We start from the raw sequence: 25,823 nt of genomic DNA, 5'->3' as shown, positions 1-25,823 counted from the left end.
CTCCTGCTTTTGAGGAGTGCCCCACCTTTGTTTCCTCCCCACTAAACGTTTGATGTGGGGAGGGAGCGTGGATATATAGCACTTGGGCAAGGATATCTTGAGAGGGTAAGGAACTTAGTTCCTTACCCTCTCAAACTCTCCCCTATCCTCAATTACGCAAAATTAATTTAATGGTAAGTGGAGAAGTTAAGGAAATGAATTTTCCTTTAAAAACAATTTAAATAACTATTAAAATATGATATAATTAAATTAATTAATAGTTGAATGAGGAGGGGTTAAAAATGTGTAGAATAAATCCAAGAGTAGATTTTGTATTTAAAAAACTATTTGGAAGTGAAGAAAACAAAGATCTATTACAAGATTTTATAAATTCAGTAGTATCAGAAGAGGATAGAGTAACAAGTTTAGAATTACAAAATCCTTATAATGAAAAGAATTTTAAACATGATAAATTATCAGTATTAGATATAAAAGCAAAAGACCAAAGAGGAAATTGGTATAATATAGAGATGCAGGTAATAGACCAAGAATATTATGATAAACGAGCTTTGTATTATTGGTCAAGAGTATATTCAGGGCAGTTACATTCAGGAATAAACTATGATAATTTAAAAAAGACAATAAGCATAAATATATTAAATTTTAGATGTTTAGATGAAGAAAATTATCATAATATATATAAAATAATAAATTTAGAGAGTAAAAAAGAGTTTATAGACCATTTGGAGATACATTTTATAGAGTTAGAAAAATATAATGAAAAATATAGTACAATGTTGGATAGATGGGTAAACTTTTTGAAAAAAGCAGAGAAATATGCAAAAAATAAGTTGCCAAAGGAATTAGAAGAAGTATTGACAATAAAGAAGGCAGTAGAGTTATTAGATGAGATGTCATTAAATGATGAAGAAAGAGAAAGCTATGAAGCAAGATTAAAATGGTTAAGAGATGAAGATGCTGCAATAAAAAAAGCAGAAAAAAAGGGAAGAGAAGAAGGGAGAGAAGAAGGAAGAGAAGAAGGAATAAAAGAAGGAGTAAAAAAAGGAATAGAAAAAGGGAAAATAGAGATTGCAAAAAGTTTACTGGATATATTAGATGTAAAAACAATATCTGAAAAAACAGGTTTAAGTGAAGAAATAATTTTAAAATTAAAAAATGAAGATTAGTGCAAGGATATCTTGAGAGGGTAAGGAACTTAGTTCCTTACCCTCTCAAACTCTCCCCTATCCTCAATTACGCAAAATTAATTTAATGGTAAGTAGAGAAGTTAAGGAAATGAATTTTCCTTTAAAAACAATTTAAATAACTCTTAAAATATGATATAATTAAATTAATTAATAGTTGAATGAGGAGGGGTTAAAAATGTGTAGAATAAATCCAAGAGTAGATTTTGTATTTAAAAAACTATTTGGAAGCGAAGAAAATAAAGATCTATTACAAGATTTTATAAATTCAGTAGTATCAGAAGAGGATAGAGTAACAAGTTTAGAATTACAAAATCCTTATAATGAAAAGAATTTTAAACATGATAAATTATCAGTATTAGATATAAAAGCAAAAGACCAAAGAGGAAATTGGTATAATATAGAAATGTGCTACCCGAAGGATATTTCCACGTTACACCGGAAATACCAACAAGGGCAGGTAATAGACCAAGAATATTATGATAAACGAGCTTTGTATTATTGGTCAAGAGTATATTCAGGGCAGTTACATTCAGGAATAAACTATGATAATTTAAAAAAGACAATAAGTATAAATATATTAAATTTTAGATGTTTAGATGAAGAAAATTATCATAATATATATAAAATAATAAATTTAGAGAGTAAAAAAGAGTTTATAGACCATTTGGAGATACATTTTATAGAGTTAGAAAAATATAATGAAAAATATAGTACAATGTTGGATAGATGGGTAAACTTTTTGAAAAAAGCAGAGAAATATGCAAAAAATAAGTTGCCAAAGGAATTAGAAGAAGTATTGACAATAAAGAAGGCAGTAGAGTTATTAGACGAGATGTCACTAAATGATGAAGAAAGAGAAAGCTATGAAGCAAGATTAAAATGGTTAAGAGATGAAGATGCTGCAATAAAAAAAGCAGAAAAAAAGGGAATAGAAAAAGGAAAAATAGAGATTGCTAAAAGTTTATTGGATATATTAGATGTGAAAACAATATCTGAAAAAACAGGTTTAAGCGAAGAAGTAATATTAAAATTAAAAAATGAAAATTAGGGTGAAGTATAGGGTTAGGGCTGTTCAATGCTATCTGTTTTCAATGTTTTTATTCCAATATCCCATACAATAGGTTTCTCTTATCTAAGAGAAACTGCCAACAAGGTAGGAGTTTGAGATTTTACTTCTTTAGAGTTGAACAGCCATGAGGGTGAGTGGATTTAGCTAGAGACAATAATAGGATTACTTATACTTGATACTATTAAAAATGTAAATGAAATGATATTAGCTTTATCCTGTTTTTCAATCATTTTTCTTAACTTCTAATGAAAAATTATATTTTCTTTTACATCTTTTTACTCCTTCATTTAATTCAGAAATATTTTCTGTAAATTCTGTTCTACTATTTGTTGTAAATTATTTAATATCTTATCAATTTGTTTAGCATTCACTTCTAATCTTAAAATATTTTCAATATTATTTTCTATTAATTTATACCCTGATTCACAATTTTTAAATGTATCTGTTGAAACTTTTATGTTAAACTCCTTTTCCTTACAAAAATAGTATATCATTAAGTAAGTTTCTTTACAAACAATAAATATTATCGTATACTTAATATATAGAATATACGAAAGGAGAATAAAACTATGAAAAAAAGATTTAAAAGAACCTTAAGTTTAGATTTGTTATTAAAAGGTTGGAAAGATACAGGAAAAGATTTTATAAAAGAACATCCTGAATATAGTAAAATGGCAAATCAAGAAATAGAGATGATTCCAGATGAGCTAAAAGGGGAAATAATAGGTAGAGAAATATTAGAAAAATATAAAGATATAATAGAAATGATAATGAAAACAGTTTTTCAATTATATAAAGATGAAAATGGAATTTTTGCAGCATCATATCCTCTTGATTTTAAATTCTTTTATATGAACAGATTATGTGATGAAATATTTAAAAAAACAGAAACTGAAGAAGAAGAAGAAAATTTTAAATTTAGAGAAATACATACATATATATTAATATTAAATAAATTTTATAATTTTGATTTTAAAATAGATGATTTTCATATAAATAAGAAAAAAGATATTAAAACTGGTAAAATGAAATATTTTCAAATGAAATTAGATTTAAAATATATGGAAATAAGAAAACGTGGAGAATTAAAAGAGTTAAATAAACAAGAAAGAAATAGAATTATGGAGAATTTAAGAAATTTAGAGGTATTACAAGAAATAATACCACCTGAAAATTTTGAACTATATGGATTTACAATAATGACTGGAAGAGATATTACAAACCAAATGTTATTGGGCGAAATAAAAAAAGAGTTATTAAATACTAGCAAAATGTTTTCAATAGAATATATAAAAGAGATAGAAAAATTATTGGGTCAATTTTTAGATGTTTCAGATTTGAAGATTGGAGTAGGAGCTATAAGGGATGAGAAAATTTTAATTTTAAATCCAGAAAGATATAGTAAAACAAGTTGTATATATGAAAGTTCTTCTCATTATAAAAAAGAAACAATGATGAAAAATAAAATTGCGCAATCTGTTTTTAGTGGAGAAGAACTATTAATCAATGATATTAACGAATCTAAAGAAAAAGGGGAAATAATAGATCAATTAAAAGAAATGGGATTAAGAAATATTTATATTACTCCTTTATTTTATAATAAGAAAATTTTAGGATTTTTAGAATTAGGGTCTAGTCAAGTTGGGAAATTAAATTGGATTAATGTAAAAAGGTTAGAAGAACTTATTTATATATTTGAAATAGCTGTGAAAGATGCGTTGGAAAAATTTGAAAATAATGTTACAACGCTTATTAAAACAAAATACACTTCTATTCATCCATCTATAGAGTGGAAATTTAAAGAGAGTGCTATAAACTATTTAGAAAGTAATAATGAAGAAGAAAAAGAGATAAAAAATATATTTTTTGAAAATGTATATCCGCTATTTGGGGAATGTGATATTAGAGGTTCTTCTTATAATAGGAATAAATCTATAAAAGATGATTTAACATATCAACTGAATTTGTGTAAAGAGATATTAAATGAAATATATTTAGAAAAAAAGATACCAATTGCTGATGAAAAAACGTATGAAATAGATAATTTTGAAAAATCAATGGAAGAAAAACTATCTTCTGGAGATGAATTAAAAATAGAAAAATTTATAAAAAAAGAGGTAGAACCTTTTTTTAATAATAATTTAGAAATAAGCGAAAAAATAAAAAATAAGATAAAAAATTATAATAAACTATTGGAAAAAGGAGATTTATCGAAAAATAGGAGAAATTTTGATGTAAGTATATCAAAATTAAATAAACTTTTATCTGGATATTTGGAAAAATCACAAAATGACGCACAAAGAATGTTTCCGCATTATTTTGATAAACAGATAACAGATGGAATAGACCATTCAATATATATAGGGAAAAGTTTGGCAGAAAAAGGAGAATTTAGCAAAATTTATCTTAAAAATTTAAGATTATGGCAGTTAATAGTTATAATAAATAGTGCTAAAATGGTGGATAATATAAAAAACAAATTACCAATTCCAATGGATATTACTAATTTGATAATTGTTCAAGATATGCCAATTACAATATATTTTGATATTGACGAAAAAAGATTTAAAGTGGAAGGTTCTTATAATATAAGATATGAAATTATAAAAAAAAGATTGGATAAAGCTGTAATAAAAGGGACTAATGAAAGATTAACTCAAATTGGAAAAATAGCGATAGTTTATTCACAAGATTCAGAAAAGAAAGAGTATTTAGAATATATAGATTATTTAAGTGCAAAGAAATATTTGAATAAAGGGGATGTTGAAGTTTTAGAATTAGATGACCTGCAAGGTATTTCAGGATTAAAAGCAATAAGAGTAACAATAAATATAGATAAAAAAGAGATAAATGAAAATTTAGAAAAAGAGATAAAAAATTATTTTGAATGAGGTAAAAAATATGAGTCTGATTTTAGTTGCTGCAATGTCTAAAAATAAAATTATAGGAAAAAATGGAAAAATGCCTTGGGATATAAAAGAGGATTTAAAAAAATTTAAAGAGATTACATTAAATAAAACAGTTGTTATGGGGAGAATAACATATGAAAGTATAGGCAGAAAATTACCCCAAAGAGAAAATATAATATTAACTAGAGATAAGAATTATAAAAAGTATGGCTGTATAATTATTCACTCGTTTAATGAAATATTGGAAATGAGTAAGACAAAAGATATTTATATAATAGGTGGCGGAAATTTATACTCCTATTTTATAAAATTTGCAGAAAAGATATATTTAACTTATATTAATAAAGAATATTCAGGAGATACTTTTTTCCCAGAGATAAAAAAAGATGAATGGGAAGAGATTGAGAATTTGAAAAGATATAGTGAGGAAGAAGAGGTGGATTATTATTTTAAGGTGCTTGTTAGAAAAATTTGATTTTTAAGAAGCTAAAAATGCACACTTTAATCTGATCCATATGTTAAGTGTTTTAAAGTTAAGATGATCTATTTTCTAAAAGATGATTGCTATATTTTATAGGAGTCATCTTTTTTAATATGTTAGGAAAGTATAAATTTATACAGAAAATAAGCTACGCCGTTTTTTTGAAATATGTGATTTTTCAAGGCAAAATTTTTCAGAAGCCAAAAATCTAGAAAAATATTTATGCTTTACCAGATGAAGCGTAGCTTATTTTTTTATTTCAATTAATTCTTCAAATATATTATATTCTTTAATATTCATTTCATATTTAAAGTGGCTAAAAAATGATTAAAGTGTAGTATTGTCCCAGTAATTATCTCTTCTTGATATTGATATTGCAAGCCACGAGCGAGCATTCTAAAAAAAGATTAAAAAATAATCAAAAAAAGGTTGACAAATAAACACATGCGAGGTATACTATTGGTATAGACCACATATCAACATAGAGTTAATGCATTTGCAAAGGAGGTTTGAAATGGGGAAGAGTGAAAAAAGTATTAAATTAAAAAAGAAATTAAAAAGAAAAGAAAAAAATCAAATAGGTTTTTTTGGAAATCTAAGTATTAGAAAGAAGCTATTAATATTTTTTATTTTAGTTGGAGTATTACCTGTAATATTAATAGGTGTTACTTCGTACAAATCTGCAAAAGAATCTATAAATGCAAAAGTAGGTTTTTTCACATTACAAATGACAAAACAACTTGGAGAAAATATAAATTTCAAAATAAAAAAAATAGAAGATTTAACAACGTCAGTTATGTTAGATAAAAAATTACAAAAAGTGTTATCAAAAGATAAGTATATAGATCAATTAGATGAATTAGAGTCGCAAAATATAGTTGGACAATCATTACAAGATATAATGTATTCAAATAAAGAGTTAAACGGTGTCTCAATATTAAAAGATGAAAGTCATGAATATAATTTATCGAATGAGAAAGGACAGTTTAATAAATTTAAAGATGAATTAGTAAAAGCGAAATCATCGGAAGTTTGGTATGCGGAAGATAATAATAAATCATTATATTATTTAAAAGCATTAGTTAATCCATCATTAAATAAATTTATGGGGATTCTTGTTTTGAGATTTGACTTAGAATATTTTTCAGATATATTTAAAAAAATGGATTTGGGAGATGGAGCTATATTTAAGATTTTAGATAAAAATAATAAAATTATTATGACGAATAATAAAAAAATCAAATTAAAAAATATTTTGAAAAATGATTTTGGAATAGAAGATTCAAAGGATTATTTAACTGTTTATTCTAAATTATCAAATAATTGGAAAGTAGTTGTAGAAATTCCAAAAAAGAATTTGATAAAAGATATTTATAAAGTGAGAAATATGAATATTATTTTAGGAGTTATGTTTATATTATTAGCTTTAATTATTTTAAATGCAATTTCAAAAAGTTTTACTGTTCCATTAAAAAAAATATTAAATTTAATGGAAAAAGTTAAAAATGGAAATATGCAAATAAAATCAGAAATAAAAAGTAAAAATGAATTAGGTGAGTTATCAGATGGATTTAATAAAATGATTGAAAATGTAAGAGATTTAATTGAAAATACTAATATAGTTGTAGATAACGTAGTTGAAGATTCAGGATTGCTTAGAAAGCTATCAGAACAATCAGCAAGTTCTACAGAACAGATTTCTGTATCAATAAAAAATATAGCAGAAGGGACTAAATCTCAAACTAAATTATCTAAACAAGGGACAGAAAGTATAAATATACTTTCAAGACAAATAGATGATGTTAATAAAAATATAGCTAAAGCTACAGGAAATACAATTAAAGCTAAAAATGTAGGGAATCAATCTATTAAAATAATGGAAGATTTGAGTAGTAAATCAGATGAAAGTTTAAAAATAACAGGAGAGATAGAAAAAAGCATATTAGAATTAAGTAAAAATACTAAAGAGATATTAAATATGACAAAATTAATAGATAAAATAAGTGAACAAACTAATCTATTGTCTTTAAATGCTGCAATAGAGGCAGCTAGAGCTGGAGAAGCAGGTAAAGGATTTGCAGTTGTTGCTAAAGAGATAAGAGATTTGTCTAATGAAACAAAAAATGCAAATAGTTTAATTTCAAACACTGCTAATAAAATTAGTAGTGAAATGGAAGGAATGATAAATTTAATTAAAATTGCATTAGTTAATTATGAAGCTCAAACTAATTCTGTAAAGGAATCAGATGTGGCACTTAAAAATATAATAAAAACTACAAATGAAATAATAGATGAAATAGATGAAATAAATAGTCTTATAGTAACGGTATATGAAAGAAAAGAAGATGTAGTCTCAAAAATAAAAGAGATTAGTGATGTATCAGAAAATATAAGTGTAAGCATAAATGAGGTATCAGCTGCTACTAATGAAGAATCAGAATCAGCTGTTCAAATAAAAGATTTTGCTATAGATTTAAGTGAATTAATGGGAGAATTAAATAGTGAAGTTAAAAAATTTAAAATTTAAAATTTTTTAAAAATTATTCCTCAAAATTTATATAAAGGAGGCGTAGAGTATAATAAGCAAAACTTGAGGAATTATACAAAAAAAGGAGGAAAATTATGAAAGCTATTAAGAAAAATGTAGTGATGGTAATGGTTTTAATGTTTGTTGCAGGGGTAGTAGCACAAGGTGGAGTATTTGACTTTTTATTTAAGAAAAAAGCGGAAAAGAAAGTACCTGAGATAAGAATAGCAACAATGTTTGGTGGAACAGACCCAGCGGCTAAAGTTTATCAAGCAGCTTTAAAAGATTTTGAAGCAGCAAATAATGTAAAAATTTTAGATGAGTCAGCTACAGGCGATGACGCATTTAAAACAAAAATAGAAAATGATTTTGCAGCAGGAAATGAAGCTGATTTAACATTTTACTTTACTGGTGGAATGGGAGCTCCATTAATAAAATCAGGAAGAGTGGTTCCATTAAATGATTTATTAAGTGCAGATACAAAATGGGGGAATGGAATTTTAGATAGCGTAAAAGAACAAGTAAAAGAACCAAATGGCAATATTTATGCGATACCAGTTACAGGTTTTTATGAAGGATTAATGGTCAACACACAATTATTTGAAAAGTATAATTTAGAATTACCTACAGATTGGGATAAATTTATAAAAGCAGTAAAAGTTTTAAAAGAAAATGGAGAGGTTCCTTTAGCAATTGGATTAGGAAAAACACCTCATTATGCTATTGAATATTTTATTTTGAAAGCAGCAGGGGCAAAAGGACACGATTCAGGATTAGTTAATGGAATAAATAATTTTTGGGTACAAGGGCTTGATGAAATTAAAACTTTATATGCAATGGGAGCTTTCCCAAAAGATAGTTTAACAACTGGATGGGAAGCAGCACAAAATTTATATAAACAAGGAAAAGCAGGAATGACAATAGAAGGTTCTTGGTTTGTAGGAGGATTACCTGATCAAGATCATACAAAAGTGTTACCTGTACCAGCAATACCAGGAACAAAAGGAGTTAATTCAGATATAATAGCAGGATTTACTTCAGGATATTATTTGAGTAAAAGAGCTTATAACGATCCAAATAAAAAAGATATAGTTTTAAAATTATTAAAATATTTAACAACTCCAGCTATGATTAAAAAAATGGCAACAGCAAATGGAGGAGTTCCAGCAGCTAATGTAAAAATAGAAGGATTATCACCAGCAAAAGCTTCAGGAAATGCAATGGTTGCAAAAGCAGAACATATGTCATTACCAATTGATGCACAAATATCAAGACCTGCATTTATGGAAATTGTTAGAGGAGTTCCATATATATCAGTAGGAAGAAAAGATTCAAGAGCAGTATTAGAAACAGCAAGAAATGTAGAGTTAGAAGCAAAAGGAAAATAAAAAAGGTAAGAGTTTTAATAAATCAATTTATGTTTGGTTGTAGGGGCAATTCATGAATTGCCCTTACGGATATGAATGACAATGGAAGGTTTAGCAAAATACTAGAGATATATAAATAATATTAAGGTTTTTTCAGATATTAAGAAAGGATGTGTTTAAAATAAAAGGAGATAAAAAAGCAATTTTTCTATTCCTTTTTCCAGCTGCATTTATGATGATAGTCTTTTTATTCTATCCATTAGTTAGAACATTTTATAAAAGTATGTTTTATAGCTTAAATAACATAAGCCCTAGATTTATTGGATTTGGAAATTATATAAAAATGTTTAAAGATCCTGCAATTAGCAAATCGATAATAAATACATTAATCTTTATGCTAGCTTCAGTATTTGTACAAGTAGGGATTGGAGTACTCTTGGCAATGCTGGTAGATATGATTAGAGCAGGACAAAACTTTTTCAAAACAGTATATCTATTTCCTGTTGTTGTATCAGCAGCAGCTTTGGGACTAATGTTTAATCTATTTTATGGATATGATGGTGGATTATTAAATTCATTTTTAGCAATATTTGGAATAGGAAAAGTAGTGTGGCTTACAGAAAAGACATCATTATTAATGGTAATAATACCAACTGTTTGGCAATATGTAGGATTCTACTTTGTAATTATATTAACTGCAATAACTAAAATACCTACTACTTTTTATGAAGCAGCTCATTTAGAAGGAGCTAATGCATATCATAGAATAACTAAAATAACACTTCCGTTAATATTTGGAGATATAAAAGTATCGATAATGTTAGCTATTACAGGGACATTAAAAGTATTTGATTTCGTATGGATAATAACTCAAGGTGGACCTTTTGATTCATCGCAAGTATTAGGAACATATATGTATGATATTACATTTCAAAGAAGATTATTTGGATATGGGTCATCAATTGCAGTTTTAATAGTTGTATTAGGTTTTGCGTTAACATTTTTTACAAATAAATTTTTAAAAAGCGAAGATATAACATACTAGAGAATATTTAAAAATTTTTTAAATATTCCTAGAGGAGGGAAGATATGGTAAATAATACGGTATTTGAGAGGATTCAAAAACAGATTACTAATTTTAAATTATCTAAACTGATAATTTATATAGTTTTAAGTGTATGGGCATCTACAACAATTCTTCCTCTATTGTGGATATTTAATAACTCATTTAAAGCTTCTAATGAAATAATAAATAAGCCTTTTGCAATAGCGGGAAAGTTTAACCCAGTAAATTATTTAAATGCACTTACAAAAGTAGATATGGGAAGAAGTTATATGAATAGCTTTATAATGTCAGGAAGTGTTGTTGTTTTAGTAATGCTATTTGGGGGAATGGCAGCTTATGCAATATCAAGATTTGAATTTAGAGGAAGAACTATTATTCAAGGAGCACTAGCAATAGGGTTATTAATACCTGGATTTGTTACGGTTGTTCCAGTTTATGAAATTTTAATAAAATTACATTTAGTTGATACATATTTTGCATTAATATTTCCACAAACAGCAGGAAATTTAGTGTTTGCTACATTGGTATTATCGGCATATATGGCTTCATTGCCAAAAGAATTGGAAGAGGCAGCTATTTTAGATGGGTGTAACAGATGGCAAATTTTTTCAAAAATAATTGTTCCTATGTCAAAACCGGCATTTGCAACAGTTGGGATATTTTCATTCTTGTGGTCGTATAATGATCTGTTTTCGTCATTAGTATTTGTGTCTTCTAAAAAAGTAAGACCTATATGTGTTTTGCTTAATGAAGTAAGTTCGCAATATGGGACAGATTATGGACTTCAAGCAACTGCGGTTGTATTAACGGTAGTTCCTGTATTAATTGTATATTTAATATTACAAAGACAAATTGTAAGTGGTCTTACAGCTGGAGCTGTAAAAGGATAGGAAATATTGAATGGAGTTGAAAAGTATGAATAATATGAGTTTAGATGAAAAAATTGGTCAATTAATTTTAGGACAATTAAAAGGAAATGAACTTAACAAAGAGATGAAAGAGTTTATAATGAAATATAGATTAGGGGGCTATAGATTTAGCGGTGAAAATATTGAAAATTTGCCACAAGTAACTAAATTTATATCAGATGTAAAAAGATTTTGTGAGGAAAACAGTATAAAAGAACCAATTTTTGGAGCTGATCAAGAAGGCGGAACTCTTTCTGTATTTGAAAATTTATTATCTCAATTTCCAAGTACAATGGCGTTAGGAGCTACAACAGATGTTAAATTAGCTTATGATGAAGGGAATGTTATAGGATATGAATTATCAAATTTAGGAATAGATATGGCATTTGCTCCAGTGGCAGATTTGAATTTACAAAAGAATAATCCTGTGATTGGAGTTCGATCTTTTGGAGATAATCCTGAGAAAGTATCTAAATTTTGCATAAAATTTGCAAAAGGATTAAATGATGGCGGAGTATTAAATTCAGCTAAACATTTTCCAGGGCATGGGAATACAACTGCGGATTCACATATTGGATTAGCAGAAAATAGTTTTTCGGAAAAAGAGATAAGAGATATTGAGATAAAACCATTTATAAAATTAATAGAAAATGGAATAGATACTATAATGGTTTCTCATGTGATTTATAAAAATATAGAAAAAAACAAAATTCCAGCTAGTATGTCAAAGATTATAATTACGGATATTTTGAGGAATGAACTTAAATATAATGGAGTTATAATAAGCGATGATATGGAGATGGGAGCAATTTTAAAAAAATATCCAATAGAAGAAGCTGTTGTGAAGTTTTTATTAGCAGGTGGAGATATGGCGTTAGTAAATGGGACAAAAGAGGCACAAATTAAAGCAGTAGAAGGAATAAAAGAAGCTGTGAAATTAGGGATTATTTCAGAAGAAAGAATTAATCAATCGGTTGAAAGAATTTTAAAATTAAAATCTAAAGCAAAAAAACTAAAAATAAATAAAAAGAGTCCACGAAAGAAAACTGAAGAGGTAATAAAAGATATTAGCGAAAAAGCATTAACTTTATATAGTGATAACAAAAAATTGTTACCAATTAAAAAAAATTTAAAACTGTTATTACTTTTACCTGAATCAATTAATATGACAGAAGCAGATACAAGTGGAAATAAAATTAATAAATTTGGAGTATATTTGAAAGAAAAAATTAAAAATGTAGATATAATAACTTATAAATTAAATGAAAATTTATTGGGAGATAGTGATATTTTGAAAAAAATTGAGAAATCAGATATATTAATTCAAGGAATTTTAAATGGAATGAGGTTTAAAAATCAAATTGAATTTATAAATAATATTTCTAGTAAAATAGATACAATTGCGATAACATTAAGAGATCCATATGAATTGAAACTGTTTTCTAAAGATATAACAGCTATTGCAGCATATTCTCAAGATGATATTACAATGAAAAGTTTAGCAAAAGCTATAACAGAAAAGTTTGAATTTAATTTCATCCTCCCAGTTAAGATATAAATGTTTGTGGCAGGAAGCTAATTGTTTCTCCTCTTTAAAAAAAGCTTCCTGTCATATTCAAAATATGATATATTGTATATACAACAAAACTTGGAGGTATATGTTATGAAAAAAATAATTAAAAGCAGTATTATCCCTTTATATTATCAAGTAAAAGAGATAATAAAAAATATGATTGAAAACGAAGAATTAAAAGTAGGGGATATGATTCCATCTGAAAGAGAACTGTGTGACCAACTTGAAGTAAGTAGAATGACTATAAATAAAGCGGTTCTATCTCTTGTTGATGAAGGGTTGCTATACAGAGAACAAGGAAAAGGAACTTTTGTGTCAAAGCCGAAAGAGTTTCGTCAACTGTTGCAAATGAGAGGGTTTACTGAAGAGATGAAATTAAAAGGGCTGAGTATAGAAACAAAAATATTAGATTTTAAGACAGAACAATTAGAAGAAAAATTCAAAAAAAGTATGGGAATGGTGCCAGAATTAAAAGAAGCTATTGTTTTAAAAAGAGTAAGAATAGTAGAAGGAGTCCCATATGCTATTGAAACAGCATGGATACCAAAAGAATATTGTCCAAATTTAACAAAAGAAGAATTAGAAGGGAACTCTTTGTATAAAATATTTAAGGAAAAATATGATTATATTCCAGAATATGCAAAACAAAGCATAAAACCAATTAAAATAGAAGGTGAAAATGCGGAAATTTTAGAAGTAGAAGAAGGAGAATTGGGTCTTTTATTTAATAGAAAAACTTATTTAGAAGATGGACGAATAATAGAATATACAAAAACAATAAACAGAAGTGATAAATATAATTATGAAGTAATACTAAAATAAAAATATTCAATTTGAAAAAATAATTTAATTTTGTAACAAGGAGTTGAATAAAGTGAGTGAAGATATAAATAGAGAAACTATTAATATTGACAGTATGAATTCTCTGGAAATAGTAGAAAAAATGAATAATGAAGATAAAAAGATAGCATTTGCCGTAGAATATGAAAAACATAATATTGCTAAGTCAATAGATTTGATAACAGAAAAATTAAGCTCTGGTGGGAAACTGTTTTATGTAGGAAGTGGAACAAGCGGAAAGTTAGGGGTAATTGATGCGTCAGAATGTCCGCCTACATTTGGGGTAGATGATAAAATGGTTCAAGGCATTATTTCAGGGGGAAAAGATGCTATTAGTGGTTGGTTAGAACAAACAGAAGATAATGAAGAGTTAGCTATAAGTGATCTGAAAAAATATGGTGTAACAAAAAAAGATGTTATTGTTGGAATATCTGCAAGTGGGAATACACCTTATGTAATATCGGCGTTAAAGTATGCAAAATCTAATGGGATAAGTACAGTTGGAATTTGTTGTAAAAAAACAGGAAAAATAAGAAATATTGTAGATGTAGATATTAGTGTGGAAGTTGGAGCAGAAGTTATAATGGGGTCTACGAGATTAAAAAGTGGAACTGCTCAAAAAATGATATTGAATATGATATCAACTGGTGTGATGATAAGGCTAGGAAAAGTGTATGGAAATTTAATGATCAATGTACAACCTATAAATAAAAAATTGCAAAATAGACTTATTAGTATTGTTGCTTTAGCAACAGAGATTAATAAGAAAGAAGCTGAAAGAATATTATTGAAAGCAGAAAATAATCCTAAATTAGCGATTATTATGATAGAAAATAGATGTGATTTACAATCAGCTAAAACTTTTTTAGAAAAACATAATAACATTATTACAAGGAAAACATTTATGAATAAGGAGGAGTAATGCAGGCTATAATTAACGGAAAAATAATTTTAAATAATAGAATATTGAGTAATAAAGCTTTAGTATTTAAAGATAAAATAGTTCAAATAGTTGATGCTGATAAGCTTGATATTATTTTTAATAATATTGATAAAATAGATGCTAAAGGAATGTATGTGTCGCCTGGTTTTATTGATGTACACATTCACGGGACAGCTGGAAAAGATGTTATGGACGGCGATTTTGATTCTTTAAATGTAATAAGTAAAGAGTTAGTTAAAAATGGGGTAACTGGATTTTTAGCCACTACAATGACAATGGATGCAAAATCAATATATAAAGCTTTGGATAACATAAAAGAAAATAAAGATTTAGTAGAAGGAGCTAAAATATTAGGGACACATTTAGAAGGACCATTTATAAGCCCTAAAAAAGCAGGAGCTCAAGCACCAGAGTATATAATAAAACCTAGTTATAAATTTATTAAAAATTATGTAGATATAATTAAGATAATTACATATGCACCTGAAGAAGATAATAATTTAGAGTTTACAAAAGAGATAAAAGAAAAGAGTAATATTGTATTGTCAATTGGACACACAAATGCAAATTATGATGAAACTATGAATGCGATAAATAGTGGAGCTTCTCATATTACACATACTTTTAATGCAATGCCGCCACTTCATCATAGAGAGCCTGGAGTATTAGGAGCAGCATTCCAAACAGATGTTACTTGCGAGATTATTGCAGATACAATACATGTTAATAAAAATTTATTTAATTTCGTATTAAAGGAAAAAGGGAGTGATAAAATAGTATTAATAACCGATGCAATGAGAGCTGCTTGCTTAAAATCTGGAATTTATGACTTGGGCGGACAAGAAGTAATTGTAGATGAAACATCAGCTAGATTAAAAGATGGGACTTTAGCAGGAAGTATTTTGACTTTGAATAAAGCAGTTAGAAATATAAAAAAATATTCTGATGCAGACATTGTAACTTCTGTAAAACTAGCAACTATAAATCCTGCAAAAGTAATAGGATTAGAAAAAAGCAAAGGAAGTTTAGATATAAATAAAGATGCAGATATAGTGATATTTGATGATAATATAAATGTATATTGTACAATTGTTGGTGGAGAAATAAAATATTGTAAGAAATAATTTAGGAATGGTTCGATAATGAAATTAATTAATGAAATTAATTCTTAAAAAGGGAGGCATATAAATTGGCAAAAGTAATATTAAAAGATATGGAAAAAACATATCCAAATGGATTCAAAGCGGTGCATGGACACAATTTGGAAATAAAAGATGGAGAATTTATGGTATTTGTAGGGCCATCTGGTTGTGCAAAATCAACAACACTTAGAATGATAGCAGGATTAGAAGAGATAACAGGAGGAACAGTAGCAATAGGAGATACAATAGTAAATGAGTTGCCGCCAAAAGATAGAGGAATAGCAATGGTGTTTCAAAATTATGCCTTGTATCCACATATGAATGTATATGATAATATGGCATTTGGTCTTAAATTAGCAAAAACACCAAAAGAAGAGATAGACAAAAGAGTAAAAAATGCAGCAGAAATATTGGGGATAACAGATCTATTAGATAGGAAACCAAAAGAGATGTCAGGAGGACAAAGACAAAGAGTAGCGGTGGGAAGAGCAATAGTAAGAGATCCGAAAGTGTTTTTATTTGATGAACCATTGTCAAATTTGGATGCTCAATTAAGAGTACACATGAGAGTAGAGATAACAAAATTGCATAAGAGATTAAAAACAACAATGATATATGTAACTCATGACCAAGTAGAAGCGATGACAATGGGAGATAGAATATGTGTAATGGAATTAGGAGTAATAAAACAAGTAGACACTCCATTAAATTTATATAATAAACCAGAAAATAAATTTGTAGCAGGATTTATAGGCAGTCCATCAATGAATATAGTAGAAGCAAAATTAGAAAAAGATGGAGATACAACATATGTAGTAACAGAACATATGAAATTAAGATTACCAAAAGAAAAAGCAGATAAAGTACAAAAATATGTAGGAAAAGAGGTATGGTTTGGAATAAGACCAGAACATATAGGGAGTCATGAAACGCATCCAAACGAAAAAGATAATTATGTAAAATCAGAAATATATGTAGTAGAACAAATGGGAAATGAAGTATTTGTATATTTCACACCAGGAAAAAATCAATATATAGCAAGATTAGGAAGTGAAGGAGTAACAGTAAAATCAGGACAAAAATATGAATTGTGGTTTGATACAACTAAATGTCATATATTTGACAAAGAGACAGAAGAAAATATAAGTTTGTAAAGATACGTAGGGGCGAACCTATGTGTTCGCCCAGAATTATGGGTTGGGAATTAAATGATGTTAGATTTTAGGAAACTTGTAGGGGCAATTCATGAATTGCCCTTACGATTGCCCTTACAATTGTTCCTATAATGGACCTTATAAATAACCTTAATAATAATAACTATTATTATTTGTAAAATATAAAAAGCAGGGCGAACACATAGGTTCGCCCCTACAGAAGGATGTTGCAATATAATTTTAATGGATTATGATTTGTAGGAGAGATAGATCTCACTCAACAGATAAAAATATAAAATCATATAAAGTTAATTACAAATAAGGAGCATAAAATGGATACCAAAATAAATACAGAAAGAATAAAAAAATTTATAAAAATAAAGAAAAATAGTATATGGGAAGAAAAAGATTTGATAACATTATGTTTATTAACAATGAAAAAAGATAATATAACAAAGAAAGAGTTAAATTATAAGGATATAAAAAATCAAGTTAAATTATTAGTAAAAATAATGAGTGAATTAGAAAAGGAGATATCATGAGATTAATAATAAGTGAATCTGTAGGAGAATGGGCAGCAATATATGTTGCTAAAAAAATAAATTTGCATAAATCGGAAAAACCATTTGTATTAGGATTGCCAACAGGAAGTACTCCAATAAAAATGTATAATAAATTAATAGAATTAAATAAAAAAGGAAAAGTTAGTTTTAAAAATGTGGTAACATTTAATATGGATGAATATGTAAATTTATCAGAAAATCATCCAGAAAGTTATCATACATTTATGAAAGAGAATTTTTTTAACCATATAGATATAAAAGAAGAAAATATAAATATATTAAATGGAAATGCTAAAGATTTAGATGAAGAATGTGCAGAGTATGAGAAGAAAATAGAAAGTTATGGGGGAATAGACCTATTTATAGGCGGAGTAGGAGAAGATGGTCATATAGCATTTAATGAACCGGGATCATCACTAAGTTCAAAAACAAGAACAAAAGAATTAACAGAAGATACAAGAATAGTAAACTCTAGGTTTTTTGGAGGAAAAATAGAAAATGTTCCAAAAGTAGCATTAACAGTAGGGGTAGGGACAATACTTGGCTCAAAAGAAGTGTTGATAATGGCAACAGGCTATAAAAAATCATTAGCAGTTTATAATGGAGTAGAAGGAAGTGTAAATCACATGTGGACAATATCTGCATTGCAATTGCATAGATATGGGATATTAGTGTGTGATGAAAAAGCAACAATGGAATTAAAAGTAAAAACAGTAAATTATTTTAAGGATATTGAAAAAGAGTTTTTAGATGTTGATAAATTAGAAAAAGAGCTTTAGGAGAAATGGAAAAGTAGAAATTTTATTATATAAAAAGGCGTTGTTGAATAAAATCGATAACGTCTTTTTATTTGTTAGTAAAGTATAAATTGACAATAGATATAAATAAGTGATATTATTGAGTAACGTTTGTTACGTTCTTGTTGTGGGAAAATTGATCTTGTCTGTTGGTTTTGATAGTTGTAATTATAAAAAAAGGTGATGAAGTTATGAAATATTTTAGAAAAGGGGATATACTAATTTATATGATAGTATGTGTAATATTTATATTTATGGGGATGACTATATTAAAATTTGATAAAAATAGTAAGCCGGATAAAATAGAAATTTACGTGAATAATAAATTAGAATATATATATAAACTAAAAAATAAACAAAAAATTTTTAAGGTTCCAACTCCTATAGGGGGAGTAACTGTAGAGATAAAAGATATGAAAGTGAGAGTTTTAACTTCATATTCTCCTAAAAAATTATGCGTAAAACAAGGCTGGATATCAAAATCAGGAGAAACTATAATTGGAGTTCCAGATAAATTAATCATAAAAATAAAAGGGAAACAAGAAACTGAATTAGATTATGTTCTTCAATGAAAAATTATGAAAAATTAGAATTATCAAAGTAGATGGTGTAGCTGAATTAGGATTATCGATGTTTGAAAGGTTATTATATCTATTAAATAGAGAAATAAAAATTGGGACGATACAACTATAATGAATCAAGCGCAGATTAATTCATTATGGTTGTATCGTTTTTTATTTCCAAGAGTATAAAATAATCATTGATTGATTAAAATTCAATCAAAACTGTTGACATTTTTGCTAAAAAGAGGTATACTGTTACTGTATTAAAAAAAGCCTTAATGTTTTTGAATACAGTTTAACATACTATTAGGACACACACAGAGGATGAAATGTTCTGATTGAGGATGAAAACTACTGAGAATATTTTTACTAGAATTTATAATTTTTAGGAGGTGAAGGATTAAGTCTATTGATAAGTGTGGGAAAAGTTGCATTGCCTAGTGTTATTATAAAAAAATGGAGGGATGAAAAATGAGAAGAAGTGGGAGATTATTACTAGTGTTGGTAGCTTTAACAATGTCGTTTGCAGGCTGTTTACAAAAAGAGGTTGTTAAAGAAAACAATTCTAAAGAAAATATTGCTACGAATTATACTACTAGAGCTACTAGTGGATTAACTGCATATAGTGCAGTAGATGAATCAACTTGGGGAACTCAATCGTGGGGGTTAGGTTCTAATTTTGTAAACGGGATAGGAAGTGATGCTACATTTGCCGTTTATTCAAAAGATGCAACAAAAATGGTATTGGAAATTTATACTAGCTCTTATGGAGTAGATGCATCGTATACATATGATATGAAGAAAAATAGTGATAATATTTGGAGAGCAAAAGTTGCTACTTTGCCAAATGGAGTTTATTATGCTTTTAGAGCGTGGGGTCCAAATTGGCCATATAGCAGTAGTTGGAGTAGAGGGAATAGTGAAGCTGGATTTATATCAGATGTAGATTCTAACGGGAATAGATTTAATCCAAATAAAGTTTTATATGATCCATATACAAAAGAATTAAGTCATGATAAAAGTAATCCTACTGCATTAAATGGAAATACTGCTGAAATATTTGCAAGCGGAAGTACACTATATGGTAATCTTCCGAGAAGAGATATAGATACAGGGAAATATGCTCCAAAATCTATTTTATTAGAAGATAACACAAGCTTTGGTGTGAAACCTGGAATAGCTCAAAAAGATGCAATAATTTATGAAACACATTTGAGAGGGTTTACAGAACACTCATCATCTGTAAATTTATCTAGTATACTAAGTGGAATTTCTGGATTTAGTGATGTTAAAAGTGTTCCTAATGCTTATAGAGGAACATACAAAGGTGCTGGATATATGGCTAATTATTTGAAGGATTTGGGATATACGACAATAGAATTATTGCCTGTGCAAGAAACAGATAATGATGGGAATTCAGCTAGTCAAGCAGGTGGAAATTATTGGGGATATATGACATATGGATATTTTGCTCCAGATAGAAGATATTCTTATGATAAAAACCCAGGAGGACCAACAAAAGAGTTTAAGAATATGGTAAAAGCCTTTCATGATGCTGGGTTAGAAGTTTATTTAGATGTAGTTTATAATCATACTGGAGAAGGTGGGGTTTGGTCAGATAAAGACACCGCTGAATTAACATCTTTTAGAGGATTGGATAATTCTTCATATTATGCTTTAACTACAGATAATCAATATTACTGGCAATCAACAGGATGTGGAAATAATTTTGATTCTTCAAAAAATGTAGTGAGAAATTTAATAGAGGATTCTTTGACATATTGGACGACAAAAATGGGTGTAGATGGATTTAGATTTGACTTAGCACCAGTATTAGGAAGAGATGCAGCGCCTAATTATTATTTTAATTCGAACGCTACATTATTAACAGATATAGCTTTGATGACAGATGCTTATAATGTAGAAATGATAGCAGAAGCTTGGGATACAGGAACTTATCAAGTGGGTAATTTTCCAAATAAATGGGGAGAATGGAATGGAAGATACAGAGATGCAATAAGAAAATTCTTAAAAGGTGACGGAAATACAAGTGATTTTACGTCAATGATTAATGGAGACTGGAATGATTTTAATGATCAAGGAGGACCACAAAAATCAGTGAACTTTATAGATGCGCATGATGGATTTACATTAATGGATTTAGTAAGTTACAATACTAAAAATAATTTGAATGTATCTTGGCCATTTGGACCAACTGATGGAGGAAATGATACTACTAATTCTTGGGATAGTAATGGAGATCAATCTTTAAGAAGAACAAGAGTTAGAAATTTCTTTGTAACACAAATGTTTTCAAGAGGAATTCCAATGACAGTTTGGGGAGATGAATTTGGTAGAACTCAAAATGGAAATAACAATCCATATAATGTAGACAGTGTTGCAACTTGGAATAATTATAATATGATAAATACAGATTCTCCAGATGCTGTAGCTTTAACAACTGGAAGTTATCATAATAATTATGGAACTGATTATCAAGATGGAAAAAATGATCTGTTTGAATTTGTAAGTAAATTAACAAAAATTAGAAAATATCATTCAGCATTAAGACAAGATAAATATGCAGATTTTTATTTAGATAGTGGAAATGATGTTACATATTCATTTACAAAGGCTGATGGCTCTTATTTGGGGAGTGATGATAGATGTGTTTCAACAAGAATTGATGGAAGTGCAATAGGAGATGATGATTTCTTAGTGCTTACAAATATGTGGTCAGGTTGGGTTAATTTTAATGTACCAAGTGCATCATATGGTAAAAAATGGGTAAGAGTAATAGATACAGCAAGTTGGGCAGAACAATATAATAATATATGGGATTCTTGGAATTCAGTAACTATTAGTAATAGCTATGGAGTAAATCCATGGAGTATAGTTGTACTAGAAGAGGTAAATCAATAAGAATTATACTGACGAATGGATTAAAAATAATTTTACTATTTTTAAAATATTTCTAAGGGTTAAGAGAGCAAATTTTAATAATTTGCTCTCTTTTTTTTTATTAGGAAAGTATTCTACTTCATTATATGAAGGGAAGATTATTTTTTGTAAAATTAAAAATAGATATTTGATTATCGCATTATATAAGGTATAATGAATAGAGAAAAAAGAAAAAGGGGGATTTGAAAATGAAAAAATTTATAATTATAATTTTGAGCTTTTTAAGTATGGTATTATTTATTGTGATAAATTTTGAAAAACCAGAAAAAGAAATAGATGTTATAAATAGTTTAATAGTATACTCACCGCACCCTCTTTCTTTTATTGAACCGTTAATAAATAAATTTGAGTCTGAGCAAGGAGTTAGAGTGAAAATTATCTCAAAAGGAAGTGGAGAACTTTTAAATAGAATAGAAGATGAAAAATTTTATGGAGATATTATATGGGGAGGGTCGTTATCTACTTTGTTGCCTGAAGTTGATTATTTTGAAAAATATATATCTGTAAATGAAAAATATATATCGGAGAAATATAAAAATAAAAGTGGAAGAATAACAAGATTTACAGCTGTTCCAAGCGTATTAATGGTTAATGAAAATTTAGTAGGAGATGTTAAAATTGATGGTTTTAAAGATTTGTTAAATCCGAAGTTAAAAGGAAAAATAGCAAGCGCGTACCCTTTTAAGTCATCATCGTCATTTGAGCATTTAATAAATCAATTATATGTAATGGGAGGAGATAATAAAAAAGGATGGTCTTATATTAAAAAATTAATAAAAAATATAGATGGAAAAGAATTAAAAAGATCATCTGAAGTTTATAAAGGGGTTGTGAATGGAAAATATACTGTAGGATGCACATTTGAAGAAGCAGCGGCTAATTATGTAAAAAATGGAGCACCAATAAAAATTGTATATCCTGTAGAAGGAACAATTATAAGACCTGATGGAGTTGCGATAATCAAAGGGAGTAAAAATTTAGAAAATGCTAAAAAATTTATAGATTTTTTAACTTCAAAAGAAGTACAAACATTTATAGCGAAAGACTTAAATCGCAGATCGGTGAGAAAAGATGTTAAAATATCAAAAGGATTAAAATTAATTTCTGAAATTAAAGTGGTGGATGATGATTTAATTTGGGTAGTTGAAAATAAAAATAGAATCTTGGATAAATATAAAGGATATTTAAAAGAATAGGAGAAAAAAATGAATCTAAAAAAAAGAAAATTTTTTAAAGATGAACTTAGAAAAACATTTATATTATATGCGTTGATTCCATCGTTACTTTTTTCCATCTTTTTTTATAATATTTTGATTTTTTATAATAAAAAAATGATAAAAGAAAGGAATAGAAAAAATAATAATCATGTATCTCAAATAATAGAAAAAGAACTTAATGATTATAAAAAAGAGATAAATTTTTTGACAAATAATATAGATATAAAAGAGATAATAAATGGGAACAAAAATAAAGCTAAAATATATGAGGGGCTTTATAAGTTTGTGAATGAAAGAAAAATTAAAAGCATATTTTATATTTTTGATAAAAATGGGAATATAATTATTACAAATGCTTGGCAAAAAATAAAAGAGAATAATAAAAATTATGACCTATTAGAGGAAATAAAGATTAATTCGGATAAAATTATGTTAATGAGAAATCAATATCAAATAAATAGAGATAATAAAAAAGTATATTCTTTAGGAAAAACTATAAAAAATAAAAGCAATAAAATTATAGGATATATTCTTTTTGAATTGTTAGAAAAAGATTTGAATAATATTATATATAATGATAAAGTTGATCTGTTTGCAGTAACGGATAATTTTAAAAATGTAATTGCAACAACCAATAATTTTATGATAAATGAAATTGGAAAATTAATTATATCGAAAATTAATAATGAGTATATACGAATTGATAGAGATGATTATTATGTTTATAAAACAGATATATTAAAAGGGAAATTATCTATATACACATTAACTCCAATGGGACTTATAAATAAATTTTATATAATTGGATTGATGTTTTTAATTGTTAGTTTTGTTTTTTTGACATTATTATTCTGGCTCATATCTAAAAAAATTTCAGTAAACAAAAGTAAATCTGTGGATGAGCTTTTATATGCAATAAAAAAAGTTCAAAGTGGTAATTTGGATACATTTGTGAATATAAAGACAAATGATGAATTTGAGTTGTTGGGAGATTATTATAATGAGATGATAATTAGGTTAGATGAAGTTATAAAAACGAATAAAGAGCAAGTTAAAAGAAATAAAATGGTAGAGATAAAACAGCTTGAATCCCAATTTAATCCGCATTTTTTATTTAACACTTTAGAGATATTAAAGTATATGATAAAAATAGAACCTAAAAAAGCAATTAAAATAGTAGTTAGTATGGCTAATTTGTTAAGATATAGCATAAATTATGAACGAGAAAATATTTGTTTAATAGAAGATATAAAATATATTAAAGATTATATGGTGATTCAAAAAATTCGTTTTGATAAAAAATTAGATTATGAAATAAGTATAGAAGATAGAGTGGAAAAATGTATTATTCCGAAATTAATATTACAACCATTAGTGGAAAATAGCATTAAATATGGGTTTGATAAAAATAATTATCTAAAAATAAAATTAATGTGTTTTATTGAAAATGACTATTTGATTTTAAAAATTATTGATAGTGGAAATTGTATAAGCGATGAAAAATTAAAAGAGATAAAGAATTTACTGAAAAAAGTTGATAATAACACTAATCATATAGGGATGTACAATGCGCAAAGAAGAATAAAGCTGATATATGGCGTAGAATATGGTATTGTTATAAATAATATAAAAAATGAAGGGGTAGAAGTAATGATAAAATTACCAATTATTATAGAAAAGGTGGGAAATCAAAATGAGTATGATTAAAATAGTGGTAGTGGAAGATGAAGATATAATAAGAAAAGGGTTGATTTACACAGTTGATTGGTTATCTATGGGATGTATTGTAATTGGAGAAGCGGAAAACGGAGAAGAGGGAGTTTCGAAAATAAAAGAGTTAAAACCTGATATTATTATAACGGATATAAAAATGCCGAAAAAAAATGGTCTGGAAATGATAAAAGAATTAAATGAAATATATGATTTTGAATCTATAATAATTTCAAGTTATGCAGAATTTAAATATGCAAAAGAGGCAATAAAGTTGAATGTATTTGATTATTTATTAAAACCAATTGATGAAGAAAAATTAGAAGAGATAATTGAAAAAGTAAAATTGCATATACAAGATAAAAAAATATATCAGGAGATAAAAGGTCAAATAAAAGATATTGACCAAATTCAAATAATAGATATTGATTATTATATCCATTCGGGTAATGTGCAATCGAAATATACAAAAGAAACAATCGAGTATATTTTTAAAAATTATAATTCAAAAATAACAATTGACGAAATGTCGGATAAATTATATATTAGTCCAAGTTATCTTAGCAGAAAATTTAAAGAAGAAACAGGACATACACTTAATAATTTTTTAAATAAATATAGGATACAAAAAGCATTGGAGTTATTGTTTTCAGGCGATTATAAAGTGTATGAAATAGCAGAATTAGTTGGATTTAGTAACTATAAATATTTTTCTTCTGTATTTAAAAAATATATAAAATGTTCGCCATTAGAATTTGTTAAGAATGACCATAGGGTGATTGACTTATAAAACATTGAATAGTCCTGTTTTGAATGGTAGGTTATTTAATACTACCTTATATTTGG

At 27.0% G+C, this 25,823-nt stretch carries 21 protein-coding genes; 20 read left to right on the top strand and 1 reads right to left on the bottom strand.

Annotated features, from left to right (window positions below; genetic code table 11):
* Positions 1 to 281: 281 nt before the first annotated feature.
* Positions 282 to 1,166, top strand: a complete 885-nt coding sequence (locus RDY08_RS11315) for an Rpn family recombination-promoting nuclease/putative transposase (protein WP_307905525.1) — start codon at positions 282 to 284, stop codon at positions 1,164 to 1,166.
* A 196-nt stretch (positions 1,167 to 1,362) separates the two neighbouring features.
* Positions 1,363 to 2,235: an Rpn family recombination-promoting nuclease/putative transposase gene (locus RDY08_RS11310; protein ID WP_307905524.1), complete on the top strand. Its 873-nt coding sequence runs from the start codon at positions 1,363 to 1,365 to the stop codon at positions 2,233 to 2,235.
* 308 nt (positions 2,236 to 2,543) lie between these two features.
* Here the strand turns inward: RDY08_RS11310 and RDY08_RS11305 are convergent, their stop codons facing one another.
* On the bottom strand, positions 2,544 to 2,750 hold the full coding sequence (locus RDY08_RS11305) for a hypothetical protein (protein ID WP_307905523.1): 207 nt from the start codon (positions 2,748 to 2,750) through the stop codon (positions 2,544 to 2,546).
* A 75-nt stretch (positions 2,751 to 2,825) separates the two neighbouring features.
* Here RDY08_RS11305 and RDY08_RS11300 point away from each other — a divergent pair, with 75 nt between their 5' ends.
* The 18 genes from RDY08_RS11300 (at position 2,826) to RDY08_RS11215 (ending at position 25,767) form a co-directional block, all read left to right on the top strand.
* Positions 2,826 to 5,147 carry a GAF domain-containing protein gene (locus RDY08_RS11300; protein WP_307905522.1) on the top strand — a complete coding sequence of 774 codons (2,322 nt, stop codon included), beginning with the start codon at positions 2,826 to 2,828 and terminating at the stop codon, positions 5,145 to 5,147.
* Between the two features lie 10 nt (positions 5,148 to 5,157).
* On the top strand, positions 5,158 to 5,640 hold the full coding sequence (locus RDY08_RS11295; RefSeq protein ID WP_307905521.1) for a dihydrofolate reductase: 483 nt from the start codon (positions 5,158 to 5,160) through the stop codon (positions 5,638 to 5,640).
* A gap of 520 nt (positions 5,641 to 6,160) precedes the next feature.
* Positions 6,161 to 8,173, top strand: a complete 2,013-nt coding sequence (locus tag RDY08_RS11290; RefSeq protein WP_307905520.1) for a methyl-accepting chemotaxis protein — start codon at positions 6,161 to 6,163, stop codon at positions 8,171 to 8,173.
* Between the two features lie 95 nt (positions 8,174 to 8,268).
* Positions 8,269 to 9,561, top strand: coding sequence for an ABC transporter substrate-binding protein (locus RDY08_RS11285; RefSeq protein WP_307905519.1), 1,293 nt, complete (start codon positions 8,269 to 8,271; stop codon positions 9,559 to 9,561).
* A gap of 151 nt (positions 9,562 to 9,712) precedes the next feature.
* Positions 9,713 to 10,585: a carbohydrate ABC transporter permease gene (locus RDY08_RS11280; protein ID WP_307905518.1), complete on the top strand. Its 873-nt coding sequence runs from the start codon at positions 9,713 to 9,715 to the stop codon at positions 10,583 to 10,585.
* A 44-nt stretch (positions 10,586 to 10,629) separates the two neighbouring features.
* On the top strand, positions 10,630 to 11,496 hold the full coding sequence (locus tag RDY08_RS11275; RefSeq protein ID WP_307905517.1) for a carbohydrate ABC transporter permease: 867 nt from the start codon (positions 10,630 to 10,632) through the stop codon (positions 11,494 to 11,496).
* 25 nt (positions 11,497 to 11,521) lie between these two features.
* Positions 11,522 to 13,072 (top strand): beta-N-acetylhexosaminidase, encoded by a 1,551-nt coding sequence (nagZ, locus tag RDY08_RS11270; protein ID WP_307905516.1) that lies wholly within the window; start codon positions 11,522 to 11,524, stop codon positions 13,070 to 13,072.
* A 105-nt stretch (positions 13,073 to 13,177) separates the two neighbouring features.
* On the top strand, positions 13,178 to 13,909 hold the full coding sequence (locus RDY08_RS11265) for a GntR family transcriptional regulator (RefSeq protein ID WP_307905515.1): 732 nt from the start codon (positions 13,178 to 13,180) through the stop codon (positions 13,907 to 13,909).
* Between the two features lie 52 nt (positions 13,910 to 13,961).
* Positions 13,962 to 14,849, top strand: coding sequence for an N-acetylmuramic acid 6-phosphate etherase (murQ, locus tag RDY08_RS11260; protein ID WP_307905514.1), 888 nt, complete (start codon positions 13,962 to 13,964; stop codon positions 14,847 to 14,849).
* Positions 14,849 to 15,994, top strand: coding sequence for an N-acetylglucosamine-6-phosphate deacetylase (gene nagA / locus RDY08_RS11255; RefSeq protein WP_307905513.1), 1,146 nt, complete (start codon positions 14,849 to 14,851; stop codon positions 15,992 to 15,994). Before murQ ends, nagA begins: the two co-directional genes overlap by 1 nt.
* Positions 15,995 to 16,059: 65 nt before the next feature.
* A complete protein-coding gene (locus tag RDY08_RS11250) occupies positions 16,060 to 17,166 on the top strand; it encodes an ABC transporter ATP-binding protein (RefSeq protein ID WP_307905512.1) in 1,107 nt (368 codons plus the stop codon).
* Between the two features lie 332 nt (positions 17,167 to 17,498).
* A complete protein-coding gene (locus RDY08_RS11245; protein WP_307905511.1) occupies positions 17,499 to 17,708 on the top strand; it encodes a hypothetical protein in 210 nt (69 codons plus the stop codon).
* Positions 17,705 to 18,508, top strand: a complete 804-nt coding sequence (nagB, locus tag RDY08_RS11240; RefSeq protein ID WP_307905510.1) for a glucosamine-6-phosphate deaminase — start codon at positions 17,705 to 17,707, stop codon at positions 18,506 to 18,508. Before RDY08_RS11245 ends, nagB begins: the two co-directional genes overlap by 4 nt.
* 209 nt (positions 18,509 to 18,717) lie before the next feature.
* Positions 18,718 to 19,098, top strand: a complete 381-nt coding sequence (locus RDY08_RS11235; RefSeq protein ID WP_307905509.1) for a NusG domain II-containing protein — start codon at positions 18,718 to 18,720, stop codon at positions 19,096 to 19,098.
* 462 nt (positions 19,099 to 19,560) lie between these two features.
* A complete protein-coding gene (locus RDY08_RS11230; RefSeq protein WP_307905508.1) occupies positions 19,561 to 22,011 on the top strand; it encodes an isoamylase in 2,451 nt (816 codons plus the stop codon).
* 227 nt (positions 22,012 to 22,238) lie between these two features.
* The gene (locus tag RDY08_RS11225) at positions 22,239 to 23,246 is read left to right on the top strand and encodes an ABC transporter substrate-binding protein (protein ID WP_307905507.1); all 1,008 of its coding nucleotides are present in this window, start codon (positions 22,239 to 22,241) and stop codon (positions 23,244 to 23,246) included.
* A 9-nt stretch (positions 23,247 to 23,255) separates the two neighbouring features.
* A complete protein-coding gene (locus tag RDY08_RS11220) occupies positions 23,256 to 24,974 on the top strand; it encodes a sensor histidine kinase (RefSeq protein WP_307905506.1) in 1,719 nt (572 codons plus the stop codon).
* Positions 24,961 to 25,767 carry a response regulator transcription factor gene (locus RDY08_RS11215; RefSeq protein WP_307905505.1) on the top strand — a complete coding sequence of 269 codons (807 nt, stop codon included), beginning with the start codon at positions 24,961 to 24,963 and terminating at the stop codon, positions 25,765 to 25,767. The genes RDY08_RS11220 and RDY08_RS11215 overlap by 14 nt, the downstream gene beginning before the upstream one ends.
* Positions 25,768 to 25,823 lie beyond the last annotated feature (56 nt).

The sequence above is a fragment of the Haliovirga abyssi genome, from assembly GCF_030295325.1.
Classification (GTDB): Bacteria; Fusobacteriota; Fusobacteriia; order Fusobacteriales; family Haliovirgaceae; genus Haliovirga; species Haliovirga abyssi.
The sequence above is the reverse complement of the archived record's forward strand: the minus strand, read 5'-3'. Positions and strand labels throughout refer to the sequence as shown.

Bases quoted from the DNA above. Each gene is read 5' to 3' on its own strand.
- RDY08_RS11315 (WP_307905525.1), top strand. From the start codon at position 282: ATGTGTAGAATAAATCCAAGAGTAGATTTTGTATTTAAAAAACTATTT.
- RDY08_RS11310 (WP_307905524.1), top strand. From the start codon at position 1,363: ATGTGTAGAATAAATCCAAGAGTAGATTTTGTATTTAAAAAACTATTT.
- RDY08_RS11305 (WP_307905523.1), bottom strand. From the start codon at position 2,750: ATGATATACTATTTTTGTAAGGAAAAGGAGTTTAACATAAAAGTTTCA.
- RDY08_RS11300 (WP_307905522.1), top strand. From the start codon at position 2,826: ATGAAAAAAAGATTTAAAAGAACCTTAAGTTTAGATTTGTTATTAAAA.
- RDY08_RS11295 (WP_307905521.1), top strand. From the start codon at position 5,158: ATGAGTCTGATTTTAGTTGCTGCAATGTCTAAAAATAAAATTATAGGA.
- RDY08_RS11290 (WP_307905520.1), top strand. From the start codon at position 6,161: ATGGGGAAGAGTGAAAAAAGTATTAAATTAAAAAAGAAATTAAAAAGA.
- RDY08_RS11285 (WP_307905519.1), top strand. From the start codon at position 8,269: ATGAAAGCTATTAAGAAAAATGTAGTGATGGTAATGGTTTTAATGTTT.
- RDY08_RS11275 (WP_307905517.1), top strand. From the start codon at position 10,630: ATGGTAAATAATACGGTATTTGAGAGGATTCAAAAACAGATTACTAAT.
- nagZ (WP_307905516.1), top strand. From the start codon at position 11,522: ATGAATAATATGAGTTTAGATGAAAAAATTGGTCAATTAATTTTAGGA.
- RDY08_RS11265 (WP_307905515.1), top strand. From the start codon at position 13,178: ATGAAAAAAATAATTAAAAGCAGTATTATCCCTTTATATTATCAAGTA.
- nagA (WP_307905513.1), top strand. From the start codon at position 14,849: ATGCAGGCTATAATTAACGGAAAAATAATTTTAAATAATAGAATATTG.
- RDY08_RS11245 (WP_307905511.1), top strand. From the start codon at position 17,499: ATGGATACCAAAATAAATACAGAAAGAATAAAAAAATTTATAAAAATA.
- nagB (WP_307905510.1), top strand. From the start codon at position 17,705: ATGAGATTAATAATAAGTGAATCTGTAGGAGAATGGGCAGCAATATAT.
- RDY08_RS11235 (WP_307905509.1), top strand. From the start codon at position 18,718: ATGAAATATTTTAGAAAAGGGGATATACTAATTTATATGATAGTATGT.
- RDY08_RS11230 (WP_307905508.1), top strand. From the start codon at position 19,561: ATGAGAAGAAGTGGGAGATTATTACTAGTGTTGGTAGCTTTAACAATG.
- RDY08_RS11225 (WP_307905507.1), top strand. From the start codon at position 22,239: ATGAAAAAATTTATAATTATAATTTTGAGCTTTTTAAGTATGGTATTA.
- RDY08_RS11220 (WP_307905506.1), top strand. From the start codon at position 23,256: ATGAATCTAAAAAAAAGAAAATTTTTTAAAGATGAACTTAGAAAAACA.
- RDY08_RS11215 (WP_307905505.1), top strand. From the start codon at position 24,961: ATGAGTATGATTAAAATAGTGGTAGTGGAAGATGAAGATATAATAAGA.